This is a genomic window from Micromonospora sp. CPCC 205558 (assembly GCF_036902955.1).
Lineage (GTDB): Bacteria > Actinomycetota > Actinomycetes > Mycobacteriales > Micromonosporaceae > Micromonospora.
In genome coordinates, this window is record NZ_JBAKHR010000019.1 from 1 (window position 1) to 21,270 (window position 21,270).

The following is a 21,270-nucleotide window of genomic DNA, read 5'->3' on the forward strand; positions in this document are numbered from 1 at the left end:
GTCTGCTGACTCTGCAGCGCTGACATGAGGTGATCACGCTCGACGAAACGGGCGGGCTCGGCAACACGCCGAGCCCGCCCGCACCACGCCGAATGCGGTTGATCTTCGGCACTGGATGGCTCCCGTGACGTCTGCTGACAAAAGACGGGATACGACACGCATCATCGGGGCTGTCGGTGGCCGACGAGTTTGGGACGATGCGCCGGTCGACATCACCCGACTCGAAGGGATCCCCCGCGATGGCAAAGGTCATCTCCACGCTGTTCATCTCGGCCGACGGTGTGGCCGAGATCGACCCTGACTGGCACTTCCCGTACTTCGACGAAAACATGGGCCGCGCCGTCACCGAGGACTACGACGCCGCCGACGTGCTGCTCATCGGCCGCGAGACGTACGACAGTTTCGCCGGGGCCTGGCCCGGCCGGGAGGCCGCCGGTGGCGACGACGCACCGTTCGCCAAGCAACTCGGCGACATGCGCAAGGTCGTCGTCTCGCGTCAGCCGTTGGAATTCTCCTGGCGCAACTCGGAGCTGATCAACGGGGATCTCCTCGACGCAGTCAGCGCGCTCAAGGCCGATGCCGGCGTCCGGGGCATCCTCATCCCGGGGTCGATCTCGGTGGTGCAGCAGCTGCTCGCCGCGGGTCTGGTCGACGAGCTGCGCCTGCTGGTGCACCCGGTGGCCGCACGTAAGGGCCGCAAGTTGTTCGACGAGGGCGACGCGGCGTACCACCTGCGACTGGTGGCTTCGGAGGCGTTCCCGACTGGCGTCCTTCGCGTGATCTACGCGCCGGGCACGACGCCGACGCCGGTCGGCTACGACGAGGTCAAGGACCAGGTGCCGGCCGGCAACTAGGGCGTTTCCGGGTCGGCCGCGCCGCTTGATTGACGGCTACCGATTCATCCCACACTTCGGACGAGCATTTAGTGAGGGTCATCGATATTGACGGTTGCGGTCGGCGGCGACAGGATCTCGGGCACCACCACCCCTGATCCCTCCTGGGAGGCGCCATGACCCGTCCCCGCCTGCCCCTCCTGCGGGCAGCCACCCGGTTGGCCGCACTCGCCCTCGCCACCGCCGGCGTGCTGCTCACCGTCGCCACACCCGCCAGCGCGGCCGTGCCCACCGGCCGCTACGTCGCGCTGGGCGACTCGTACACCGCAGGCCCGCTGATCCCCACCCAGGTCGACCTCAACTGCCTGCGGTCCAACCGCAACTACCCGTCGCTGGTGGCGGCGTCCGCCGGCTCATCGTCGTTCGCCGACGTGAGCTGCTCCGGCGCCACCACTGACGACATCCTCTACGGCGGTAGCGGCGCACTGGGCAGCACGCTGCCGCCGCAGCTCAACGCGGTCACGTCGAACACGTCGCTGGTGACGGTGCAGATCGGCGGCAACGACATCGGCTTCTCCGGCATCATCGGCGACTGTGCGGAGGCGAGCCTCAGCAGCCCGCTCGGATCTCCGTGCAAGAACCGGTACACCGCCGGAGGTGTGGACCAGTTGCAGGCGCGGATCGTCACCGCCACGCCGAAGGTGACCGCCGTGTTGCAGGCGGTCCGGCGCGCTGCTCCGGGCGCCCGGGTCGTGGTACTCGGGTACCCGGCGATCCTGCCGGACACCGGCTACGGCTGCTGGCCGGTCGTCCCGATCGCCTACCAGGACGTGCCGTACCTGCGTGGCATCGAGAAGTCGCTCAACGCGATGCTGGCCAGCGCCGCGAGCGCCAACGGGGCCACCTACGCCGATGTCTACACCCCGTCGATCGGCCGTGACGCGTGCAAGGGCAGCGGCACCCGATGGGTCGAGGGTCTGGTGCCGCAGAACTCGGCCGCGCCTTTCCACCCCAACGCCCGAGGTGAGCAGGGCATGGCCACCGCCCTGCTGGCCAGACTGAACAGCTGATCAGGCTCGCGATCGGCCCCGTCGGCAGCGGCGGGGCCGGCTCGCGCGGGTGCCGCCGGCCGTACGGCGCGGCACCCCCAGGCCATGCGCCAACAAGGCCCGGGCGATATCGGGGTGCTTGAGATCGTGGGGCACGGGGTACCGAAAGCTATGCCGACAGTGGGGCAAGTCATCGGAGACCGTTACCGTCTGGTCGAGAGCATCGCCAGCGGTGGCATGGGTGACGTGTGGCTGGCGGTCGACGACACCTTGAACCGCTGCGTGGCGGTCAAGATGCTGCAGCCTCGGCTGGTCACCGACGCCGGCTTCGGCGAGCGATTCCGCCGCGAGGCGCGGGCCATGGCGGCCCTGCGTCACCCCGGCGTGGCCCAGGTCTACGACTACGGTGAGGTGTTCCGCTCCGGCGCGCCGGTCCTCGCCTACATCGTCATGGAATGTGTGCAGGGGCAGCCCCTGTCGGAGCGGCTCGCCGAGGTCGGCCGGCTGGGCGTCGCCGAGACGATGTCGATCGCCGCGCAGACCGCTCGTGCCCTGCAGGCCGCGCATGACGCCGGCATCGTCCATCGCGACGTCAAACCCAGCAACCTGATCATCGAGCCGGACGGGCACGTCGTACTCGTTGATTTCGGCGTGGCGACGACGCAGGAGGCGGCGAGCCTGACCGCGGCGAACCAGGTCGTCGGCACCGCCCTGTACATGGCGCCCGAGCAGGTTGCCAAGAACGAGACCACCCCGGCGATCGACATCTACGCACTCGGCGCTGTCGTCTATCACTGTCTCGCCGGAGGCCCGCCGCACCAGGGGGAGAACGCCCTCGCGGTGGCGCTGCGGCATCTCGAAGATGAACCGCAGCCACTGCCCGTCGACGTACCCGCCGCGGTCCGGCGGTTGGTCGCCACCGCGATGGCCAAGGAGCCCGCCCGCCGCTTCCCGACGGCGGCGGCAATGGCCGTGGCGGCACAGACACTCGCCGACCCGTCCGACCGGGTGCTACGGGCGGCCCCCGCAGCGACCTCGACCGGCGTGCGGACCGAGCAGATGACTGCCCGGCGGTCGGCGGTCGGCGGTGCGGTACGTCGGGCGGTCACTCCGGGGCCGCAGGCGCTCGCGGTGCTTCTTGGATCGTTGGCCGCCGCGGCTGCCGTCCTGGTGTTCGCCGATCCCATCGGGATGATGCCGGGCCCGACCGGGCGACCGTCGACGCCTCCCGGGGCACCACCCTCGGTGTCACCGACGGCGCCCTCGCGGCAGGAACCCGGCCTCGGTGTCGGCGGCGGTGAGCCGGCCACCCGCGGTTCCGCGGGGGTGCGAGCGCCCGGATCTCCGGCGGCCAGCCGTTCGACGGGCGAGGGGGCGGGCCAGTCGACACCGTCCAGTGCGAGCACCGTGGATGCGCCCGAATCCAGCACGTCCGAAAGCCCTCCTGCGGGACCGACGGCGGCCCCGACGGGCGGAACAACGGCGTCACCGACTGTGGCGCCGACCGAGGCGGAACCGTCGGACGACACCGAGGATTCGTCGGCGCAGGAGGCGGCGACCGGAGAGGTCGCCGCCGGCCTGGCGGACGACGCGACGGCCACGGGCGGGTGAGGCCGTCCGGAACGCCGAGGTGGGCCGGGGGAGTTGACCGTCGCACACAGTCTGGCGTGGCGGCCGGAGCCGCCACGCCAGAGGTGGTGTCAGAAGCTGACCAGGGTCAACTGGTACGGCAGCTGATCGTCGGCCAGGTCCAGTTGCCGTTGGCCATGACCGTTATGCCGAAGTTGTTGCCGTTGCCGTTCGGCGTCGCGGTGACCGTGCCGCTGTTGCCGTTGACGGCGGCGTTCCAGCTGTTCTGGATGCTCTGGCCGCCACCGAGGCCGAGGCTCACGACCCAGTTGTTGGTGCCGCTGACCGCGACATTGAGGTTGAACCGGTCACCCCACTGCTGACCGGCGGAGATGGTGGCGTTGCAGCTGCCGGTCCCGGGGTTGCCGGTGGTGGGCCCGGAGGTCGGGTTGCCGCCGCCGCTGCCTTCCCGGACGGTGATGTCGGAGCTTCCGCTGCTCTGGTAACCCTCGGTGGCCATGATCTGGTAGCTGTGGTTGCCGAGGTTCAGGCCGGCGCGGGCCCAGGCGTCGAAGTGGTTGGCGGTGGTGATGGTGCCGCTCGAGCGCTTCTGCTGGCGGACGCTCCAGTACTGGTAGAACGTCTGGTTGCCGTCGATCGACGGGGCGTTGACCCGCTGGCTGCGGAGGATGTCGTAGGTGCCGCCGTCAGTGGTGACCGTGCCCAACCGCTGGGCGCCGCTGCTCGGGTTGTAGGTGCCGAAGTTCTCCACCACGTAGTACTCGATGAGCGGGTTGCGCGTCCATCCGTACAGGGCCAGGTAGGTGTTGTTGTTGCCCGGGTTGTAGCTGCCCGAGTAGGTGACCGTCCGTCGGCTGCCGGTGGCCCAACCCTTGCCGCCGACCCAGTTGTTGGTGCTCCTGTCCCAACTGCTGGAGTAACGGCCGTCGGCACGCAGCGTCATGCTGGCGTTGCCGCTGTCCTTCCAGAACGAGAAGAAGTACCCGTTGTGCGTGCCGGTGAGGTTCGACGAGAGGGTCCGGTCGGCCTCGGCGTACGCGTTGGTGGCCGTCATCGTGCCGGCGACGGCCAGGACGGCGGCGCATGCGGCGCCGAGGAGCAACCGCATGCGGCCGCGCCCTCTCGGTCTGGTGTGGCTGGTGTCGGTCATGGAACTGTTGCCTCCTTGTGACGGCTGGCGGGGGCCAGCGGCGCGGTACGCCTCGGCAGGCTGCCGGTGGTCGGGTAGCGGCCATGGCGTCGTACCGGGTGGTGTGGTGGGGCTGGTCGTCCTGCACGACGACCGGAGAAGTGGGTCGTGGTGGCTGGTGCTGACGACAATTGAGCGCCGTCGATGGCGACCGTATTAACCTGGCCGCCGGCTTGTCAACAATTTTCGGAAACAGGATGGCAACAACGCTGTCGTCACCGAGCAGCATTCGTCCAGGTCAGTAGTCGATCAGGTTTCGGGGTGGTCATCGCGGCGTCTCGGCGGCGGATCAGGGCCCGGGTGGGGGTAGCCGAAATTTCCGGAGACTTTCCGGATCACGTGCGGCGGCGGGGCGGCAGGTGTGGAGCGGCCCTTTTTCTCCCCCCGCAGGTTAACCTCGGGTGAATCGTCCGGTGTTGGGGTGGCTCGGATGGCCCAAAACTTGATTCGTTCCAAAATAGTGAGCTAGTGTTCGTACCCGTGATGTCCGACTTCGAGGCACAGCTGCGGGCTGTCTCGTTGCGCGTGACCCGGCCTCGGTTGGCGGTGCTCGCGGCGCTGCGCGACCACCCGCACATCGGCACCGACGCGGTGATCGCGCTGGTCCGCGCGGATCATCCCGCGGTCTCCCACCAGGCGGTGTACGACGTGCTGCGCGTGCTCACCGACGCCGGCCTGGTGCGGCGCATCCAGCCCGCCGGCGCGACCGCCCGCTACGAGTCCCGGGTCGCGGACAACCACCACCACGTCGTGTGTCGCTCCTGCGGCGCCATCGCCGACGTCGACTGCGCCGTCGGCCACGCTCCCTGTCTCACCGCCTCCGACGACCACGGGTTCGTGGTCGACGAGGCGGAGGTCGTGTACTGGGGCACCTGCCCCGACTGCGCGACCAACCGCACGCCCCAGAGATCCACAAGCTCGGAAGGAAGTTCATGAGCGACACCCAGGACAACGGCCCCATCAGTGCGCAGGGCGTGGACCAGAAGGCAGCCGCCGGCTGCCCGGTCGCGCACGACTCGGTGACCGCGCACGGCAGCGAGAGTGAGAACCCGGCGATCGACTCGCCGACCCCGAAGACCGGCGGTCGTCCGCGCAACAACCGGGACTGGTGGCCCAACCAGCTCGACCTCTCGGTGTTGCACGCCCACTCGTCCAAGGGCAACCCGCTGGGGGAGAACTTCAGCTACGCCAAGGAGTTCGCCAAGCTCGACGTCGAGGCACTCAAGCGCGACATCGTCGAGGCGCTCACCACCTCGCAGGACTGGTGGCCGGCCGACTTCGGCCACTACGGCGGCCTGATGATCCGGATGAGCTGGCACGCCGCCGGCACGTACCGGATCGAGGACGGCCGCGGTGGCGCTGGCGACGGTGGTCAGCGGTTCGCCCCGCTGAACAGCTGGCCGGACAACGCCAACCTCGACAAGGCCCGCCGGCTGCTCTGGCCGGTCAAGCAGAAGTACGGCCAGCAGATCTCCTGGGCCGACCTGCTGGTGCTCGCCGGCAACGTGGCCCTGGAGTCGATGGGCTTCAAGACCTTCGGCTTCGGCTTCGGTCGTGAGGACGTCTGGGAGCCCGAGGAGATCTTCTGGGGTCCGGAGGACACCTGGCTGGGCGACGAGCGCTACACCTCCGAGAAGGAGATGGCGGCCGGCGTCGGGTCGACCGAGATGGGCCTCATCTACGTCAACCCGGAGGGCCCGCGCGGTAACGCGGACCCGGCCGCGGCGGCGCACTTCATCCGCGAGACCTTCGGCCGGATGGCGATGAACGACGAGGAGACCGTCGCCCTCATCGCCGGTGGTCACACCTTCGGTAAGACCCACGGTGCCGCCGGCGCCGACAACCACGTGGGCCCGGAGCCCGAGGGTGCCCCGCTGGAGGCACAGGGTCTCGGCTGGCTGAGCACCCACGGCAGCGGCAAGGGCGGCGACACGATCACCAGTGGTCTGGAGGTGACCTGGACCGACGTGCCGACGCAGTGGAGCAACCGCTTCTTCGAGATTCTGTTCGGCTACGAGTGGGAGCTGACCACCAGCCCCGGCGGTGCGAAGCAGTGGGTCGCCAAGGACGCCGAGGCGATCATCCCGGACGCCTTCGACCCGGCGAAGAAGCACAAGCCGACGATGCTCACGACCGACCTGTCGCTGCGCGTCGACCCGGCGTACGAGAAGATCTCCCGCCGCTTCCTGGAGAACCCCGACCAGTTCGCGCTGGCCTTCGCCAAGGCGTGGTACAAGCTGCTGCACCGCGACATGGGCCCGATCGAGCGCTTCCTCGGGCCGTGGGTGGCCGAGCCGCAGCTGTGGCAGGACCCGGTGCCGGCCGTCGACCACGAGCTGGTGGGCGACGCCGACATCGCCGCCCTCAAGGCGAAGGTGCTGGAGTCCGGTCTCACGACCGACCAGCTGGTCTCCACCGCCTGGGCCTCTGCCGCGAGCTTCCGGCACACCGACAAGCGCGGTGGCGCCAACGGGGCCCGCATTCGCCTTGAGCCGCAGCGCAGCTGGGAGGTCAACCAGCCCGAGCAGCTGGCGACCGTCCTGACCGCCCTCGAAGGCATCCAGCAGGAGTTCAACTCGGCCGGCGGGGCGAAGATCTCGCTCGCCGACCTGATCGTGTTGGCCGGTTCGGCCGCCGTCGAGAAGGCGGCGCGTGACGCCGGCGTCGAGGTGACCGTGCCGTTCCGGCCGGGCCGCACCGACGCCACCCAGGAGCAGACCGACACCGAGTCCTTCCGGGTCCTGGAGCCGCGCGCCGACGGTTTCCGCAACTACCTGCGCGCCGGCGAGAAGACCCAGCCGGAGGTGCTGCTCATCGACCGGGCCTACATGCTCAACCTCACCGCGCCCGAGATGACCGTCCTCATCGGCGGCCTGCGCTCCCTCGGCGCCAACGTCGGCGGCAGCAAGCACGGTGTCCTCACCGACCGGCCGGGCGTGCTCACCAACGACTTCTTCGCCAACCTGCTCTCCCCGGGCACCCGGTGGAGCGCGTCGAAGTCCGACGAGCACGTGTACGAGATCCGCGACCTGGCCACCGATGAGCTGAAGTGGACCGCCAGCGCGGTCGACCTCATCTTCGGGTCCAACTCGCAGCTGCGTGCCCTCGCGGAGGTCTACGCCAGCCAGGACGCCCGCGACAAGTTCGTGGCCGACTTCGTGGCCGCCTGGACCAAGGTCATGGAGCTCGACCGGTTCGATATCGCCTGACAGGTGTCACCGACGAGCCCCGGCCGATCCACTGGTGATCGGCCGGGGCTCGTCGCCCTTTGCGCACCGTTCACCGTGACAACCGGCACCGTCCATCGCGCCGTCATCCCAGTGACATTCCTTTCGGGGCGAATCCCATGGATGATTTTTTTGTCTCAAAGATCAGCTGGCGGTCCGGCCCATCCATGGCAAGGTGTTGACCTGCCCGGGCGGCGGGCGCGAACCTAGTCACGCAGGGAGTCAACGTGGCCCATCCCGACCTACAGGCCGAGGAAGTGGACCATTCCGCCGGAAGCCTTGCGATTCCCCGGCAGCGGGCGGCCACCAGCCGCCCGGCCGGCGCGGGCGTCACCAACACCAACACCGGCACCAGCACCAGCACCGGCACCGCCTGGCGTCCGCTGCGGATCGCGATGATCGGCCAGAAGGGGATGCCGGCGACCTACGGTGGGATCGAACGGCACGTGGAGGAGATGGCCAGCCGGCTCGCCAGCTACGGGCACGAGGTCACCGTCTACTGCCGCCGCAGCTACGGCGAGACACCCGCCGACGGCTATCGGGGCGTACGGCTGCGCCAGACCCACACGATCGCGAGCAAACACCTCGACGCCATCGTGCACGCGGCGACCTCGACCATGGCGGCGATGACCGCGCGGCCGGACATCGTGCACTACCACGGGCTCGGGCCGGCCCTGGTCGCCCCGCTCCCGCGCGCCCTGTCCCGGGCGCGCGTGGTGCTGACCGTGCACGGACTGGACAACAAGCGGGGCAAGTGGGGGCTCGCCGCGCGGGCGGTGCTGGGCAGCGCCCACTGGTTCAGCGGTTACGTCCCGCACCAGCGGGTGGCGGTCTCCCAGGGGCTCGCCGCCCACTACGACACCCGGTTCGCTCGCCCGACGACCTACATTCCGAACGGCGTGAACCCGGCCCGACCCGTGCGGACCCGTCAGATCCAGGACCGGTTCGGGCTGACCCCCGGCGGTTACCTGCTGCTGGTCGGTCGGCTGGTTCCGGAGAAGGCGGCCGACCTGCTGATCCGGGCGTTCCGCCGCACCGAGACCCCGATGCGCCTGGCGATCGTCGGCGGGTCGTCGTTCACCGACGCCTTCGTGGACCGGCTGCGCCGCGAAGCCGGGACGGACGACCGGATCGTCTTCACCGGGTTCGCCTACGGCGACCTGCTCGCCGAGCTGTACGCCAACGCCGCCGGCTTCGTTCAACCGTCCCGGTTGGAGGGGCTGCCGTTGACGTTGCTGGAGGCGTCCGCGTACGGGCTGCCGGTGGTCGCCAGCGACATCGCGCCGCACGTCGAGGTGCTGAAGTCCGACGCCCCCGGAGGGCGGTTGTTCCGGGACGGCGACGAGGACGACCTGGTCCGGGTGTTGACGTCACTGCTCGCCGACCTGCCGGGCGAACGGGCCGGCGCCGTGGCGCTGGGTGAGCGGGTCACCGCGAGATACAGCTGGGACACCGCTGCCCGGGAGTTGGAGCGGCTTTATCTCCGCCTGGCCCCGGAGCCGGGACGACGGGCCAGGGCACGACCAGCGGGGGTCGCCGACTGACCGTGCGGCGTTTCACCGGGGGAGCGTCGGATCAGCTTCCCGGTGGACGCGGCAGTCGGTGCAACGGCCCCTTCTGTCGTCGAGGTGACCAGGCTAGATTGAACCGATCTTGTGCCGGGAGGACATCGGTTGGCCGCGCCCGGCAGCGGCCGGGCAGCGCCGATTCAGTTCAGTGGGATCAGTGGAACAACACACGCAGCAGGTCACTCCGCTCATGACCAGGCGGCTCGACCCGACCCGCCTCCTCACCGGCGGCGCGGCGCTGGCCGCCGCGGTCGTGGCGGTGGTCGCGGGTGTCTCGATGGCGGCTGGTGACCGTAAAGGCATGGTCCTGCCACTCGCGGTGGTCGCGGGGATCGCGGTGGCCGTCCTCGCGCTGACCCGGTTCGCCGGGTACGTACTGCTGATGCTCGCGGTGCGCTCCTGCGTCGACCTGTTCAAGCTGACCGGGCCGAGCGCCGGCCAGGCCGGCTCCGCCGGAACGGCCCGAGCGATGGACCCCTCCACACTGCTCGCGGTGCTGTTCCTCCTCGCCGCCGGGCTCTGGCTGGCCGCACAGCTCAGCCGGCACGGGCGGCTGCGCGGCTCGCCGCTCAGCTGGGCCATGCTGCTCGTGGGCGCCAGCAGCGTGGTCAGCGCCCTCGGCGCCAGTCGGCCGGCGAACAGCCTGCTGGAGGCGTTGCGGATCCTCACCGTGGTGGTGATGTTCGTGGTGCTGGAACAGCTCATGCCGGACACCGCGGCGATCCGTCGGGTCCTGCTCGCCTGCTACGCCTCGCTGGTGCTGGCGCTGGGCTACACAGTCGTCCTGTCGCTGCTCGGCAACCCGCCGGCCGAGGTGAAGGGCGACTTCACCCGGATCAGCGGCACGTTCAGCCAGTCGACGACGTTCGGCCGCTACCTGATGTTCATGGTGATCTTCGGGTTCGCGGTGTACCGCTTCCTGGGTCGTCGACTGCGGGTGTCACTCGGGGTGCTGCTCGCGCTCTCGCTGCTGTTCCTGCTGCTCACCAACACCCGCAGCGCCCTGCTCGGCGCGGCGATCGGCCTGGTGGTGGTCGCGGCCCTGCATCGCAGCAAGCGGATGCTGGTCACCCTCTGCGTGGTGGCGGTCGCGGGCGTGGCCCTGGTGCCCGCCGTCGGCGAGCGGTTCGCCCAACTCGGTACGTCGCGCGCGGTCGGCGGAGACCCGACCGGGAACACCCTCGCGTGGCGGATCGACTACTGGACCGAGATCGTCACGCTCGCCGACCGCAACCCGGTGACCGGCATCGGGCCGAACATGACCCAGCGCGAGACCGACGAGGCGAAGAAGCCGCACAACGACTTCCTGCGGGCGTACGTGGAGACCGGGTTGCTGGGTCTCGGGGCGTACCTGCTGATGCTGTTCGCCTTTCTGTACACCGCCCGGACGGCGCTGCGGCGGGCGCCTCCGGGCAGCTTCGAGCGCGGCGTCGCGGTCGGGTTCACCGGCTGCGCCGCCGCCTTCGTGGCGGTCAGCGCCGCCTCCAACGTCATTTCCAACGTGGTCACCCTCTGGTATTTCGTCGCGTTCGCCGCGGCTGCCAGTGTGGTCGCCCGCCAACCGGCTCCGCACCTGACCGGCGAGCAGCCACGACGCACGTCCGTCCCGGTCTGACTGAAAGCATTGGGGAAAAAGTGGAGATCGTCGACTACCTGCGGGTCGCCCGGCGGCGCCTCTGGGTACTCGTGGGGGTGCCGGTGCTCGCCACCGGCGCCGCAGCAGCCATCGTCCTGTTCGCGCCACAGCAGTTCAGCGGGACCGCGTACGTGGCCGCGCCGGCGCTGGTGGGCGGCGCGGCCGGGACGCAGTACAGCGGCACGCAGGCGGCGAGCCAGTTCGTCGCGGCGTTCGGTGCGGCGGTCACCTCACCCCGGGTCCTCGCCGACGTGGCCGGTGACACCGGGGTGCCGCCGGAGCGGTTGCGCGATGGGCTCGCCATCAGCCAGGTCGGCGCGAGCAGCCAGTTGGAGGTGACGTACACCGCCGGTGACCGGGCGACTGTCGCCCCGGTGCTGACCGCGACCACCACGCGGGCGCTGGCGTTCCTCTTCTCCTCCCAGGTCGGCATCGCCACCAGCGAGGTCGAGGCGGCCAACGCCGACGTCACCGCGGCGACCAGGGCGATCGGCGAGTGGGAGAAGGCGAACAAGGTCTCCCAACCGGACCGGATCTACCAGGCGACGCTGGGCGAGCTGACCAGCCTGCGCCAGCAGCAGCTCTCCATGCAGGCGGTCGGCAACGGCCGAGGCGCCGACGCGGCGGCCGCCGCGATCACCACCGCCCAGAAGAAGCTGGACGAGTTGGGGCCGAAGCTCCCCGACTACCAGGCCCTGCTCGCCCAGCGGGACGCGGCGACCAACGCCCTGTCCCAGGCGCGGGAGGGGTTGCAGGCGGCGCGGGCGCAGGCCCAGGCCGCCGACCCGAAGCAGGTGACCAGCATCGGCGAGGCGCACGAGGTGAGCCGGATGGCGGAGCTGGTGCGCACGGCCCTGCCGGTGGGCGGTGCGGGCCTGCTGCTCGGAGTGCTGCTGGTGGGCGTACTCGAACTGCTCTCCCGGGGCCGGGTCGCCACCCGCCCGGTGGCGCGCACCGCGGCCCCCTCGGCGCCGGCGGAGACCGTGACCGCGGCACGGCCGTGACCGTCGGAGAACGGGCGGCCGGGTGCGCGAGGTGACCGGCCGGCCGCCGGCCGCGCCGGAGGCCGGCGACCAGCAGGTACGCGGCATGGCCCGCGGCGGTGTGCTGAACCTGGGCAGCGCCGTGCTCAGCCAGGTGGCGCTCTTCCTGGTCATGCTGTTGCTGGCCCGCGCCCTGGGTGTACGCGAGCTCGGCCGGTACGCCCAGGTCTACGCGGTGCTGTCGCTGCTGGGGTTGCTCTCGCTCTCCGGTTTCCGGGCCGGGTTGACCCGGTTCGTGGCGGTGCATCTCGCCGACGACGAGCCGGCCGCCCTGCGGGGCGCGATCCGGCTCGGGGTCGGCATCTCGGCGGTGGCGTCCACGGTGATCGCTCTCGGTCTGGCGGTCGGCGCTCCGTGGCTCGCCGACGCCCTGCACGACCCGCAGCTCACCACCGGGCTGCGGTTGGTGGCGCTGTGCCTACCCGCCGCCACGGTGTGCGAGGCCGCGCTCGCGGCCACCCGGGGGTGGCGCACGCAACGGGCCTACGCGCTGATCGGCCAGGTCTACGAGCCGGCCGCCCGGCTGGTGCTCACCGCGCTGGCGCTGGCCCTCGGGGCGGGCCTGACCGGCGCTTTCTGGGCGCTGGTGGTGGCGAGTTGGAGCGCCGCCGGGTTGGCTCTCGTGGCGCTCGCCCGGATGCTGCGCCGGGTGCCCGCCGCGCGGCCCGCGTACCGGCCGGGCGAGCTGTTCCGGTTCTCCACGGTCAGCTGGGTCTCCTCGCTGTCGTCCACCGGGCTGATCTGGGTGGACGCGTTGCTGCTCGGCTTCTTCGACTACGGCCCCGACGCCATCGGCGTCTACCACGTGGCGACCCGGCTGGTCACCATCGCGGTGTTCGTGCTGGCACCGGTCAACGCCTCGTTCGGTCCGCACCTGGCGCACCTCTACCACCAGGGTCGACTGGACGAGGTGCGCCGCATCTACCGGGTCGCCACCGGTTGGGTGCTCCGGCTGTCGCTGCCGGCATTCGTGGCGTTGCTGGTCTTCCCGGAGCAGTTGCTGCGGCTGGTCGGCGGGCCGGGCCTGGCCGGCGGTGCGGCGGTGACGGTCGTGCTGGCGCTCGGTCAGCTCGTCAACGCCGCGACCGGGCCCTGCGGGACGCTGCTGAACATGTCCGGGCGGGTCTCGGTCAACATGATGGACAACCTCGCCGCCCTACTGCTCAACGTCCTGCTCAACCTCTGGCTCATCCCGGCGTACGGCATTCTCGGCGCGGCGGTGGCCTGGGCGGTCTCGCTGGCGGCGGTGAACATCGCCCGGGTCTGGCAGGTACGCGCGCAGGTGCACACCGTGCCGGTGACGGCGGGCATGGTCAAGGGCCTGGTCGCCGCGCTGGTAGCGATGGGCGTCGGGTTCGGTGTGCGCTGGTTGGTCGAGGGCGCGACCGCGCAGGTCGCGATCGGCCTGGCCGTGATCGTGGCGGTGTACCTCGCCGCGGTGCTCGCCCTCGGTCTCAGTCGGGAGGATGTCATGGTGCTGCGTTCGGTGACCCGCCGAGGTGGTCGCCGCGCCGCTGATCCCGCCGCACCGACCGGCCCCGCTGACGGTGTGGGTGTGGGCACCGGCCACACCGGAGTCCGTTCGTGACCGGCGTCGCGAGGCGTCAGGTCACCGACCGGCTGCGCCGGGGGGTACGCGCCGCCCGGGCCTGGGGGCGGGCGGCGCGACCGGGAGAACCTGGGCCGCTGCCCGACTTCCTGGTGATCGGTGGGCAGCGCTGCGGCACCACCTCGCTGTACCACCACCTGGCGGCGCACCCCCGGGTCCGGGTGGCCAGCGGCAAGGAGTTGCAGTACTTCAGCGTCCACCACGCTCGGGGGGTGCGGTGGTACCGGGGGCACTTTCCGCGCCTCACCCCGGGCGAGCGCACGTTCGAGGCGAGCCCCTACTACCTGTTCCATCCGAGCGTGCCGTCCCGGGTCGCGGCGACCCTGCCGGAGGCCCGCTTCGTCGTCCTGCTGCGCGATCCGGTGCAACGGGCCTACTCGCACTACCTGCACACCCGCTCGTACGGCGCCGAGCCGCTCTCCTTCGCCGACGCCCTCGACGCCGAGGAGGAGCGGCTGGCCCGGGCGACGAGCGGCGGCCCGGACACCCGGGCCGCCCACCGGGCGTTACGTAACCACTCGTACGCCGCCCGGGGTCGCTACGCCGAGCAGTTGGACCGGTGGTTCGCGCACATCCCACGGGAGCGGATCCACGTCGCCCGCACCGAAGACCTGCACGCCGACCCGGCTGGCACGTACGCCGACATCCTGCGCTTCCTCGACCTGCCGGCCTTCACCCCCGAGGCGTTCACCCGGCACACCCGCCGCGTCGACCCGGGCGTCTCCGAGCTGACCCCGGCCCTGCGGGACCGGCTGGGCGAGCACTTCGCGCCGCACAACGCCCGCCTGGCCGCCCTGCTCGACTGGCCCGAACCCTGGCCGACCGGTTAGCCGACGGCGGCGAGGATCCGGTCCACCGGCTGGTCGGCGCGAAGCAGCACCGGCACGTTGGTCACTGTGGTGCCGCCAGCGACCGCGCCCAGCGGAGCACCCACCGCCCCGGCCCGCCCGCCCGGTGCCGCCGGTACGGTCACCGGGGTGTTCGACGCCGACCAGAGCACCAGTGTGCTCGACCCGCCCCGGACGAACGCGACCCCGTTCAGCCGGCCGGCCACCGATGCGGGTAGCGGCGTGACGGCGGCGTCCCGGGCCGCGTCGGCCAGGGCCGCCAACATCCGACCGGCCTCCCGTTCGGTGCCGTCCGGGTCGAGCAGGCCGTAACGGACCTCGCTGCCCGCCGCGTTGTTCGGGTTGTACGCCAACGGCAACCAACTGATCTCGCCGATCCCGCCGGCGGCCAACAACGTGACCGTCTTGACCATCTCCGCCGCCCGGCTGGCCGGGTCGCCGTCGCCGTCGCGCCAGAACTGCCCGACCTCCCACGCCTGGATCGGCGTGCCCGGCGGTGTGGTCGCGCGGAGGTAGTCCAGCAACGGCGTCACCCCGCTGAAGTGCTCGTAGAAGTGCACCTGCCGGATGTCGACGGTGCGGTCGGTCAGCAGCGACTCGGTCACCGCCAGGAAGCGCAGGCTACGGCTGTTGGTCTCGGTGCCGAGCGCCCTGCGCAGCTGCGCCTCCCCGGTCACCGCCGGGATCTGCTGCCCGCGGGTGCCGACCCGGCGCTGGAAGTACGCCTGGTAGGCGGCGATCGCCTCGGGCACCTGACCGGCGCGTACCAACCGGTCGGCGACACCCATGCCGTACGCGACGCTGCTGATGCCGGAGTCGACCACCCGCGCGTTCGGGTCGGTCGCGCGGATCGTCTCGGCGGCGGCCCGGACCAGCCGTGCGTAGTCCTCGGGGCTGCCGGCCCAGTAGCTCGGCGCGTTGACCTCGTTCTCGATGGCGTACTCCCGCACCCCGTACGGGCCGTAGCGCTGCACCACGGAGCGGACGAACCGCTGGTACGCGCCGAGGTCGGTGGGCATCGCCGACTCGGTCTTGTTGGCCGCGCCCCGGGTGTAGCGTGCGGCGCCCCCGGTCGCCCAGCACACGCCGGTGCGGATCTTCAGGTGCAGTGTGATGCCCAGGTCCCGGCTGCGCGTGGCGATCTCGTCCAACCCGGCCCAGTCCACCTGCCCCGAGGTCCGTTCGATCTCGCACCAGGAGATCTCCTCGTACGTCGCCGAGCCGCCGATCCGCCGCAGGTACGGCGCGAACTGCTGGTAGCGCGACCAGTCCCAGTGCGCGCCGAACGGGTTGCTCACCTTCTCGGTGGTGCGCCCCGGCGTGCCGGGTCCGGGTGTCGTCGTCGCGGAGGAGGTGGCGGCCGGCGGCGGATCGTCGCCGCCGGCGGTGCAGCCGGCGGTGAGCAGGAGCGTGGCGGCGATGGCGGCGGTGGTGATCGCGCGCAGCCGGCCCGGGCGGGTCACCGGTAGCCCAGGGAGCGCAGGGTCGGACCGGAGAAGACCCAGACCAGGAGCCGGAGGAACGGGTCGAGCTCGCGGCGGTAGGTGCCCACCCGGGAGCCGTAGATCGGCGCGGTGACGCTCGCCGCCGCCCGTCGTCGCTCCGCCTCGGTCGTGTACTTCTGGGCCACGTCGTGCTGCTTGCTGTCGTAGTCGAGGATGCCGTCCTCCCACGGCTCGTCGAGGAACTCGAAGAGGGCCCGCATCGTCTTCTCCGGCTCGCTGACCGCCTGCTCGTACCGCAGCTCGTAGTAGCGGTCCGCCGGCAGGGTCGCGCCAACCGCCCGCGCGGCCCGGATGTAGCGCGGCCACTTCACCACGCACTTCACGGCGGACCAGTAGCCGAACCGTTTGCGGTGCGAGACCACCACGTCGCGTCCGTCCCGGATGAGGTGCACGATCTGGGCGTCCGGGAAGACCTCGGTGACGAAGTCGAGCGACATCGCGTACAGCGGGGTCTTGTCGGCCCACCGGGTCTTGCCGCGTGCGGCCGCGTAGTCGGCGTGCACACCGCCGAAGAAGTCCCGGATCCGGCGCAGCCAGTCCTCGCGCGGAAAACCGAAGCGGGCCAGCCGTTCCCAGTCCCGGCCGACGATCCGTTCCAGGTCGGGCAGGAACCGGGTCTCCGGGCCGCAGCTGATCCGCGAGTGCGAGTCCAGGACGAGGCGCACCATCGTGGTGCCCGACCGCTGGCATCCGACCAGGAAGATCGGCGCGGTACGGGTTCCGGTCTCAGCCACGGTCGACCGCCTTCGTCGTCTCGGATCGGGCGTCGGCCGCGGCGCGGTCGAGCCGGTCGGTCAGCTCGTCGCAGCGAGCCCGCACGCGCCTGTCGATCGGTAGCCGCCGGTGGCCCGTCGCGCCGTGCGACTCGCGGGGGCCGATGTGCGCGTGCAGCCGCGGGTCGTACGGGAAGTCGAGGAACGCGCAGAGCCGCCGGAGTTGCGCGGCGGGGTCCGCGACCAGGCTGTCGTAGCGGCAGAGCAACACGTCGCTCCGCTGGTCCAGGCCGAGTTGGAAGACGAGCGAGTTGCGGACGTACCAGAACAGCGCCGCACCGCTGTGCGGGTCCAACCGTTGCGGGTCGTGGGCCCGGATCAGCTCGACGGCGTCGGCGTCGAGGCGCTGCCCCTGCCACCGTCGCCCGATGCTGCCGTCGGCGATCGCCCGCAGGGCCCGCAGGTTGGCGTCACCGAACTTGGCGACCTCGGAGCGGGCCCGGTCGTCGACGTCGCGGTAGACCCAGAGCGCGCGCCCGGGCGTCAGCCCCGGCAGGGCCAGCAACTCGTCCACGCGGTGGCTCTCGCAGAGCGGCTTGATCAGCACGTACGCGTGACGGCTGCGCTGGATGACGCTGGTGAGCACCGGGTCCGGGCGGAGTTGGAAGCGGTGGAAGAGGGCGCTGTCGTTCTCGTTGCGGACCTCGACCTCGGGTGCGGCGTCCAGGCCGCGGACCAGCATGTTCGTGCCGGAGCGTTGCAGTCCGACCAGGTAGACCGGCATCGCCGAGCCGGGCGTTCGGCCGGCCCGCCGCCGCCAGTGTCGTTTCGCCACTGCCGTGCTGATCCGGTCGACCGGGTTGAGGCGGTCCTCCTCGATCAGCCGCCCGATCCCCTCGGTACGTGCCCAGCGCAGATGCCGCCGGATTCTCCGGGCGGTGTACGCGAGCGCGGAGACCTCGTCGTCGGCTGCCACGGGTCCTCCTTGTCGGGCACCGGCCGGCCCGAACGGAGAGCGGGTGCGGCCGGCGGCAGCCAGGCTATCGGGAGATCATGGCGGGAGGCCAGGCTGCGGACCGCACGGGCAGACGAAGATCACCCGTTCAGCCACATGCCCAACGTGAACTGGACTCACCGACCCGGTCTGCATACCGTGGGCCCTGGCCGGGGCAGGCAGACCTCGGTCATCACCTCCGGGCCCGGTTCGCCCGATCGACGTGAGCAGGCCGAGTCGATGCGCGTGCTACATGTGAACAAGTTCCTCTACCGCCGTGGCGGTGCCGAGGGGTACTTGCTCGATCTCGCCGACCTGCAACGGGCTGCGGGCGACACGGTCGCCTACTTCGGCATGAGCCACCCGGAGAACGAGTCGCCGTTGCCATACGCCGCGCGGTTCCCCTCCCAAGTGGAGTTGGAGCCGGCGCCGAGCGGGATGCGGCCGCGCGCGGTGGCCGCCGGGCGGATGCTGTGGTCACCGACGAGCCGCCGGGGTCTGGCCCGGGTGATCGACGACTTCCGGCCGGACGTGCTGCACCTGCACAACATCTACCACCAGCTCTCCCCGTCGGTGCTCGCCGCGGCCCGCGCCGCCGGTGTGCCGTGTGTGCTGACCATGCACGACTACAAGCTCGCCTGCCCGAGCTACCAACTGCTGGACCGGGGCCAACCCTGCCAGGCGTGTGTCACCGGTGGCCCGTTGCAGGCGATCCGCCGTCGCTGCAAGGACGGCTCGCTGTCGCGCAGTGGGCTGCTCGCGGTCGAGTCCTGGTTGCACCGGCAACTCGACGCCTACGACCCGGTGCAGCTCTTCGTCAGCCCGAGCGGGTTCCTGGCCGACGTGATGCGCCGCGCGGGCGTCTACCCGGACCGGTTGCGGGTGGTCAACCACTTCGTCGACCTGACCGGCGTCGCGGCCAAGCAGACGCCCGGCGGCGGTGTCGTCTTCGCCGGCCGGCTGGCGCCGGAGAAGGGCGTCGACGTGCTGATCGAGGCGGCCGCCGCGCTGCCGGACGGGGTCAGCGTGGATGTCGCTGGAGACGGCCCCGCCCGCCCGGAGTTGGAGGCGCTGGCCGCGCGGCGGGCGCCCGGCCGGGTCCGGTTCCACGGCCGTCTCGACAAGCCGCGCCTGCACGATCTGATCCGGTCGGCGGCGGTGGTCGCCGTCCCGTCCCGGTGGCACGAGAACCAACCGATGGCGGTGCTGGAGGCGTTCGCCTGCGGGGTCCCGGTGGTCGCCACCGACCTGGGTGGGCTGCCCGAGCTGGTCGAGCCCGAGGTGGACGGCCGCATCGTCGCCGCCGATGCGCCCACCGCCCTGCGCGACGCGCTGAACGACATCCTGGCCGACCCCGAGCGGGCGCACCGGATGGGCCGGGCCGGCCGGGCGAAGATCGCCGCCCAGTTCACGCCGGACCGGCACCTGGACCGGATTCGTGGGCTGTACACGGAGGCCGCCGGGGCGCTGCCGGCGCGGCGGCGGGCCGCAGCCGGTGGGGGAGCGGCCCGGTGAGCCGGGTACGGGTGCTCTACCTCGCCGGCAGTGGTCGCAGTGGCAGCACGCTGGTGACCACGGTCCTGGGACAGTTGCCTGGTTTCTTCGCGGCCGGCGAGCTGCGGTACCTGTGGCGGCGCGGCATCCTGGAGAACCGGCCCTGCGGTTGCGGTTCCCCGGTGGCCGACTGCCCGCTCTGGGCGCGGGTGCGCGCCGACCTGACCGACGCCGACCCGGCCGGGATCGCCGCCCGGTTGGGCCAGCGGCTGCGGCTGCGGCGGCTGCCCGCGCTGCTGCGCCGCCAGCGTCGGGGGCAGCCGCCGGTCCCGGGCCACCCCGACGACACGCAGTTGGCCCGGCTCTACGCCTCGATCGCCGAACACGCCCTGGATGGCCGGTCGGACGGGGTCGTCGTCGACTCCTCCAAGCTGCCGCCGTACGGCGCCCTGCTCGGCAGTCTGCCCGGCATCGACCTGTACGTCCTGCACGTGGTGCGCGACCCGCGCGCGGCCGCGTACTCCTGGCGTCGCCGACGCCCCCTGGACGGGCCGAGCGACGACCAGCTGATGAGCCGACCACCCGTCGCGAAGGCCGCGCTGCTCTGGTTGGTCTGGAACACCGCGACCGTACGACTGTGGGGTGGTCGCCGCCGTGCGCCGGGCCGCTACCTGCGGGTGCGGTACGAGGACTTCGTGGCCGACCCGGCGGGCACCACTGCCCGGATCGCCGGCTTCGTCGGCGCGACCCCCGACGAGCTTCCGTTCCCGACACCGGCCACGGTGCGGCTCAGGCCCACCCACTCGGTGGCCGGCAACCCCTCGCGGCACCGCACCGGGCTGGTCGACGTGGTCGCCGACACCGAGTGGCTGACCGGGCTTCCCACCCGCGCGTACGCCGTGGTGACCGGGCTGACCACCGTGGCCCTGACCCGGTTCGGCTACCCGTTGCGCCGCCCGGCGGCCACCTTCCCCGCCGTCCGCTGCGCCGCGGACCCGGTCGTCTCCCCGTCACCCGCCACCCGGCAGGAAGGCTGAACGATGCTCTCACTGGTGGTGGGCACTGGTCGCTGCGGCTCGACCCTGGTCCAGGAACTGCTGTCCCGGCATCCCGCGGTCGGCTTCGTCTCCGGCCTGGACGACAAACTGGCCCGGCTCAACCCCAAGGGCAGGTTCAACGGCCCGCTCTACCGGCGGTCGGTGCCACGCCCGGCGGGGATGACCTCGCTGCGACACAGTCGACGGTTGCTGGAGCGGGGCCGGCTCCGGGTGGCGCCGTCGGAGGCGTACCACCTGCTCGACCGGCAGGTGCTTGCCGGCTTCTCCCGACCGTGCCGGGACCTGGTGGCCGAGGACCTGACACCGTTCGTGGCCCGGCGGCTGCGGGCCTTCTTCGACGAGCGGATCGCGCGGCAGGGCTGCCAGCAACTGGTGCAGCACGTCACCGGGTGGCCGCGCACCGGTCTGCTGCACGCCGCGTACCCGGACCTACGGGTGGTCAACGTGGTGCGCGACGGCCGGGCGGTGGCCAACTCGTGGCTCCAGATGGGCTGGTGGGACGGGTGGCGTGGGCCGGACAACTGGATCTACGGCCCGCTTCCGTCCGACCTGCGGGAGGAGTGGATCGAGTCCGGCCGTTCCTTTCAGGTGCTCGCCGCGCTGGGCTGGAAGATGCTGATGGAGGCCTTCGCGCAGGCTCGGATGCGTCACCCGGCCGATCAGTGGCTGGACGTGCGCTACGAGGACCTGGTCGAGCAGCCGCGTGAGCAGGTCGGCCGGATGCTCGAATTCCTCGGCCTGACCTGGTCGGCGGCCTTCGAGAAAGGCTTCTCCCGGTACGACTTCACGGTGGGCCGGGCGGAGGCGTACCGGGACGAACTCAGCTCGGCGCAGGTCGGCGCGATCGAACGGGTGCTGGAGAAGCCGTTGGCCGAGTGGGGCTACCCGGTCTAGCGGTTTCCGCCGACGCGAGC

18 protein-coding genes are annotated in these 21,270 nt (G+C 71.4%); 13 read left to right on the plus strand and 5 right to left on the minus strand.

Annotated features, from left to right (window positions below):
• Positions 1 to 268, minus strand: a 268-nt coding sequence (locus V6U86_RS21335; RefSeq protein WP_334505642.1) for a hypothetical protein, incomplete at its 3' end; no start/stop codon positions are given.
• On the opposite strand from V6U86_RS21335, the gene V6U86_RS21340 reads away from it, so the two are divergent.
• The 3 genes from V6U86_RS21340 (at position 240) to V6U86_RS21350 (ending at position 3,493) form a co-directional block, all read left to right on the plus strand.
• Positions 240 to 854 carry a dihydrofolate reductase family protein gene (locus V6U86_RS21340; RefSeq protein ID WP_334505644.1) on the plus strand — a complete coding sequence of 205 codons (615 nt, stop codon included), beginning with the start codon at positions 240 to 242 and terminating at the stop codon, positions 852 to 854. The genes V6U86_RS21335 and V6U86_RS21340 overlap by 29 nt on opposite strands.
• A gap of 155 nt (positions 855 to 1,009) precedes the next feature.
• Positions 1,010 to 1,903: an SGNH/GDSL hydrolase family protein gene (locus tag V6U86_RS21345; RefSeq protein ID WP_334505646.1), complete on the plus strand. Its 894-nt coding sequence runs from the start codon at positions 1,010 to 1,012 to the stop codon at positions 1,901 to 1,903.
• Between the two features lie 159 nt (positions 1,904 to 2,062).
• Positions 2,063 to 3,493 (plus strand): serine/threonine-protein kinase, encoded by a 1,431-nt coding sequence (locus V6U86_RS21350; RefSeq protein WP_334505648.1) that lies wholly within the window; start codon positions 2,063 to 2,065, stop codon positions 3,491 to 3,493.
• Positions 3,494 to 3,599: 106 nt separating this feature from the next.
• On the opposite strand, the gene V6U86_RS21355 is transcribed toward V6U86_RS21350, so the two are convergent.
• On the minus strand, positions 3,600 to 4,622 hold the full coding sequence (locus tag V6U86_RS21355) for a glycoside hydrolase family 11 protein (protein ID WP_334505650.1): 1,023 nt from the start codon (positions 4,620 to 4,622) through the stop codon (positions 3,600 to 3,602).
• A 519-nt stretch (positions 4,623 to 5,141) separates the two neighbouring features.
• Here V6U86_RS21355 and V6U86_RS21360 point away from each other — a divergent pair.
• The 7 genes from V6U86_RS21360 to V6U86_RS21390 all read left to right on the plus strand — a co-directional run bounded on the left by V6U86_RS21360 (position 5,142) and on the right by V6U86_RS21390 (position 14,574).
• Positions 5,142 to 5,597 (plus strand): Fur family transcriptional regulator, encoded by a 456-nt coding sequence (locus V6U86_RS21360; RefSeq protein ID WP_334505904.1) that lies wholly within the window; start codon positions 5,142 to 5,144, stop codon positions 5,595 to 5,597.
• Positions 5,594 to 7,870: a catalase/peroxidase HPI gene (gene katG, locus V6U86_RS21365; protein ID WP_334505652.1), complete on the plus strand. Its 2,277-nt coding sequence runs from the start codon at positions 5,594 to 5,596 to the stop codon at positions 7,868 to 7,870. Before V6U86_RS21360 ends, katG begins: the two co-directional genes overlap by 4 nt.
• Before the next feature lie 245 nt (positions 7,871 to 8,115).
• Positions 8,116 to 9,432 carry a glycosyltransferase family 4 protein gene (locus tag V6U86_RS21370; protein WP_334505654.1) on the plus strand — a complete coding sequence of 439 codons (1,317 nt, stop codon included), beginning with the start codon at positions 8,116 to 8,118 and terminating at the stop codon, positions 9,430 to 9,432.
• 181 nt (positions 9,433 to 9,613) lie between these two features.
• On the plus strand, positions 9,614 to 11,071 hold the full coding sequence (locus tag V6U86_RS21375; protein ID WP_334505656.1) for an O-antigen ligase family protein: 1,458 nt from the start codon (positions 9,614 to 9,616) through the stop codon (positions 11,069 to 11,071).
• Positions 11,072 to 11,091: 20 nt separating this feature from the next.
• Entirely contained in the window at positions 11,092 to 12,096 is a 1,005-nt protein-coding gene (locus V6U86_RS21380) for a Wzz/FepE/Etk N-terminal domain-containing protein (RefSeq protein WP_334505658.1), read from the plus strand.
• Between the two features lie 22 nt (positions 12,097 to 12,118).
• A complete protein-coding gene (locus tag V6U86_RS21385) occupies positions 12,119 to 13,723 on the plus strand; it encodes an oligosaccharide flippase family protein (RefSeq protein WP_334505660.1) in 1,605 nt (534 codons plus the stop codon).
• Positions 13,720 to 14,574, plus strand: coding sequence for a sulfotransferase family protein (locus V6U86_RS21390; RefSeq protein ID WP_334505662.1), 855 nt, complete (start codon positions 13,720 to 13,722; stop codon positions 14,572 to 14,574). The genes V6U86_RS21385 and V6U86_RS21390 overlap by 4 nt, the downstream gene beginning before the upstream one ends.
• On the opposite strand, the gene V6U86_RS21395 is transcribed toward V6U86_RS21390, so the two are convergent.
• The 3 genes from V6U86_RS21395 to V6U86_RS21405 are packed head-to-tail and all read right to left on the minus strand — an operon-like array spanning position 14,571 to position 17,786.
• Positions 14,571 to 16,055 carry a hypothetical protein gene (locus V6U86_RS21395; protein WP_334505664.1) on the minus strand — a complete coding sequence of 495 codons (1,485 nt, stop codon included), beginning with the start codon at positions 16,053 to 16,055 and terminating at the stop codon, positions 14,571 to 14,573. The two genes, V6U86_RS21390 and V6U86_RS21395, sit on opposite strands and share 4 nt — an antisense overlap.
• Positions 16,052 to 16,831: a sulfotransferase family protein gene (locus V6U86_RS21400; protein ID WP_334505666.1), complete on the minus strand. Its 780-nt coding sequence runs from the start codon at positions 16,829 to 16,831 to the stop codon at positions 16,052 to 16,054. Before V6U86_RS21400 ends, V6U86_RS21395 begins: the two co-directional genes overlap by 4 nt.
• Positions 16,824 to 17,786, minus strand: coding sequence for a hypothetical protein (locus V6U86_RS21405; protein WP_334505668.1), 963 nt, complete (start codon positions 17,784 to 17,786; stop codon positions 16,824 to 16,826). The genes V6U86_RS21400 and V6U86_RS21405 overlap by 8 nt, the downstream gene beginning before the upstream one ends.
• Before the next feature lie 258 nt (positions 17,787 to 18,044).
• Here V6U86_RS21405 and V6U86_RS21410 point away from each other — a divergent pair, with 258 nt between their 5' ends.
• Genes V6U86_RS21410 through V6U86_RS21420 form a run of 3 tightly spaced genes read left to right on the plus strand, consistent with a single transcriptional unit; the run spans position 18,045 to position 21,250 of the window.
• The gene (locus V6U86_RS21410) at positions 18,045 to 19,319 is read left to right on the plus strand and encodes a glycosyltransferase family 4 protein (protein ID WP_334505670.1); all 1,275 of its coding nucleotides are present in this window, start codon (positions 18,045 to 18,047) and stop codon (positions 19,317 to 19,319) included.
• A complete protein-coding gene (locus V6U86_RS21415) occupies positions 19,316 to 20,335 on the plus strand; it encodes a sulfotransferase (protein WP_334505672.1) in 1,020 nt (339 codons plus the stop codon). The genes V6U86_RS21410 and V6U86_RS21415 overlap by 4 nt, the downstream gene beginning before the upstream one ends.
• A gap of 3 nt (positions 20,336 to 20,338) precedes the next feature.
• Positions 20,339 to 21,250, plus strand: coding sequence for a sulfotransferase family protein (locus tag V6U86_RS21420; protein ID WP_334505674.1), 912 nt, complete (start codon positions 20,339 to 20,341; stop codon positions 21,248 to 21,250).
• The last annotated feature ends 20 nt before the right edge of the window (positions 21,251 to 21,270 follow it).